We start from the raw sequence: 3,488 nt of genomic DNA, 5'->3' as shown, positions 1-3,488 counted from the left end.
GAGTCGTAGCGACTCGGGCCGGGCCCTCCGCACGTGCGTACCGCGGCCGGTCAGGCCTCGAACACGTCGCGCACCAGCTGGGCCTGCTCCTGCTCGTGACGCTTCTTCGAGCCGACCGCCGGGGACGAGCCGTGCGGGCGCGAGATGCGGCGCAGGCGCTCGCCGTGCGGGATGTCCGCGCCGACGGCCAGGTCCAGGTGGTCGATCAGGTTGAGGGCGATGAACGGCCAGGCACCCTGGTTCGCCGGCTCTTCCTGGGTCCACAGGTACTTCTCGGCGTTCGGGTACTTGGCGATCTCGCCCTGGAGCTCGGCACCCGGCAGGGGGTACAGGCGCTCGAGGCGGATGATCGCCGTGTCCGTCACGCCGAGCTTCTGGCGCTCGGCGTCCAGCTCGTAGTAGATCTTGCCCGCGCAGAAGACGACCTTGCGGACCGCCTGCGGGTCCACCGACTCGTCGCCGATGACCGGGCGGAAGCCGCCCGACGTGAACTCCTCCGTCTTGGAGGCCGCGGCCTTGAGGCGCAGCATCCACTTCGGGGTGAAGACCACCAGCGGCTTGTGGTGCGGGTTGTGCACCTGCCAGCGCAGGAGGTGGAAGTAGTTCGACGGCAGGGTCGGCATGGCGACCGTCATGTTGTTCTGGGCGCAGAGCTGGAGGAAACGCTCCGGGCGGGCGGACGAGTGGTCCGGGCCCTGGCCCTCGTAGCCGTGGGGGAGGAGCAGCGTCACACCGCTCGTCTGGCCCCACTTCTGCTCCGCCGACGAGATGAACTCGTCCACGACCGTCTGCGCGCCGTTGACGAAGTCACCGAACTGCGCCTCCCACATCACGAGGGACTCGGGACGCGCCAGCGAGTAGCCGTACTCGAAGCCCATCGCCGCGTACTCGGAGAGCAGCGAGTCATAGGCGTTGAAGCGGGCCTGGTCCTCGGAGAGGTACAGCAGCGGCGTGAAGTCGGCGCCCGTCTCGCGGTCGATCAGCACCGCGTGGCGCTGGCCGAACGTGCCGCGACGGGAGTCCTGGCCGGACAGGCGGACCGGCGTGCCCTCGAGGAGCAGGGAGCCGATCGCGAGCGTCTCGCCCATGCCCCAGTCGATCGTGCCGTCCTCGACCATGGCCGCGCGGCGCTGCAGCTGGGGCAGCAGACGCGGGTGCACGGTGATGTGGTCGGGGATGTTGACCTGCGACTCGGCGATCCGCTTGACGACCTCCTGGGTGACCGCGGTGTTCACGGCCACCGGGAACTCGGCCTGCGGCTCCGGGACGTGCGTCTCGCCCGCCTGCGAGGTGGCCTCGCGGACCTCGGTGAAGACCTTCTCCAGCTGACCCTGGTAGTCCTGGAGGGCCTGCTCGGCCTCTTCCAGCGTGATGTCGCCCCGGCCGATCAGCGACTCGGTGTAGAGCTTGCGCACCGAGCGCTTCTTGTCGATCAGGTCGTACATCAGCGGCTGCGTGAACGCCGGGTTGTCCGACTCGTTGTGACCGCGGCGGCGGTAGCAGATGAGGTCGATCACGACGTCCTTGTTGAACGCCTGGCGGAACTCGAAGGCCAGGCGAGCGACGCGGACGACGGCCTCGGGGTCGTCGCCGTTCACGTGGAAGATCGGCGCCTCGATCATGCGGGCCACGTCCGTCGCGTACATCGAGGAACGCGAGGACTCGGGCGCCGCCGTGAAGCCGACCTGGTTGTTGATGACGACGTGGACCGTGCCGCCCGTGCGGTAGCCGCGCAGCTGCGACATGTTCAGGGTCTCGGCGACCACACCCTGGCCCGCGAAGGCCGCGTCGCCGTGCAGGGCGATCGGCAGGACCGTGAAGTCCGTGCCGCCCTTGCCGATGATGTCCTGCTTGGCACGGGCGACGCCCTCCAGGACCGGGTCGACCGCCTCCAGGTGCGAGGGGTTGGCGGTGAGCGAGACCTTGATCTGCTCGCCGTCCAGGCCCGTGAACGTGCCCTCGGCTCCCAGGTGGTACTTCACGTCGCCGGAGCCGTGCATCGACTTCGGGTCGAGGTTGCCCTCGAACTCACGGAAGATCTGCGCGTACGACTTGCCGACGATGTTCGCGAGGACGTTCAGCCGGCCGCGGTGGGCCATGCCGATGACGACCTCGTCCAGGCGCGACTCGGCCGCCGAGTCGATCACGGCGTCGAGAAGCGGGATGACGGACTCGCCGCCCTCCAGGGAGAAGCGCTTCTGGCCGACGTACTTCGTCTGCAGGAAGGTCTCGAAGGCCTCCGCCGCGTTCAGGCGGCGCAGGATGCGCAGCTGCTCCTCGCGCTCCGGCTTGCTGTGCGGGCGCTCGATGCGGTCCTGGATCCACTTGCGCTGCTTCGGGTCCTGGATGTGCATGAACTCGACGCCGGTCGTGCGGCAGTACGAGTCGCGCAGCACGCCGAGGATGTCGCGCAGCTTCATCAGGGACTTGCCCGCGAAACCGCCGACCGCGAACTCGCGCTCCAGGTCCCACAGGGTGAGCCCGTGCTCGGTGATGTCCAGGTCGGGGTGCTTGCGCTGCTTGTACTCCAGCGGGTCGGTGTCGGCCATGACGTGGCCGCGCACCCGGTAGGAGTGGATCAGCTCGAAGACACGGGCGGCCTTGGTGACGTCGTCGTCGTGCGAGACGTCGATGTCCTTGAGCCAGCGGACCGGCTCGTACGGAATGCGCAGGGCCTCGAAGATCTCGTCGTAGAAGCCCTCCCCGCCGAGGAGCAGGTTCGCGACGATGCGCAGGAACTCGCCGGAGGCGGCGCCCTGGATCACCCGGTGGTCGTACGTCGAGGTCAGGGTCATGACCTTCGAGATGCCCAGCTTGTTCAGGGTGTCCTGGGAGGTGCCCTGGAACTCGGCCGGGTAGTCCATCGAGCCGACGCCCATGATGACCGACTGGCCGGGCATCAGGCGGGGCACGGAGTGCACGGTGCCGAGGCCGCCGGGGTTGGTCAGGGAGACCGTGACGCCGGAGAAGTCGTCCATCGTCAGCTTGCCGTCGCGGGCGCGGCGGACGATGTCCTCGTAGGCCTGCCAGAACTCGAAGAAGTTCAGGGTCTCGGCCTTCTTGATGCCGGCGACGACGAGCTGGCGGTCGCCGTTGGGCTTCACCAGGTCGATCGCGAGGCCGAAGTTGACGTGCGGCGGCTTGACGAGGGTGGGCTTCCCGTCCTTCTCCGCGTAGTGCCAGTTCATCGACGGCATGGCCTTGATGGCCTGCACCATCGCGTAGCCGATGAGGTGGGTGAAGGAGATCTTCCCGCCCCGGGCGCGCTTCAGGTGGTTGTTGATGACGATGCGGTTGTCGAAGAGCAGCTTCACCGGGACCGCGCGCACGGACGTGGCCGTGGGCAGCTCCAGAGAGGCGTTCATGTTCTTCGCCACGGCCGCGGAGGGGCCGCGCAGCGGCACGTACTCGGGTCCGCCCGGGGCCTCGGCCGCGGGAGCGGGCTTCGCGGCGGCCGGCTTGGCCGCTGCGGGCTTGGCCGGAGCCGG

1 protein-coding gene is annotated in these 3,488 nt (G+C 68.7%); it reads right to left on the bottom strand.

What is annotated here, in order from left to right; all coding sequences use genetic code 11:
• Positions 1-50: 50 nt before the first annotated feature.
• Positions 51-3,488 (bottom strand): multifunctional oxoglutarate decarboxylase/oxoglutarate dehydrogenase thiamine pyrophosphate-binding subunit/dihydrolipoyllysine-residue succinyltransferase subunit (locus FGD71_RS35260; protein ID WP_119104630.1); only part of this gene is annotated, 3,438 nt, incomplete at its 5' end.

Origin of the sequence: Streptomyces sporangiiformans, assembly GCF_005768555.2 — a bacterium.
GTDB classification, from domain to species: domain Bacteria; phylum Actinomycetota; class Actinomycetes; order Streptomycetales; family Streptomycetaceae; genus Streptomyces; species Streptomyces sporangiiformans.
This window is presented reverse-complemented; position numbering and strand designations above follow the sequence as displayed.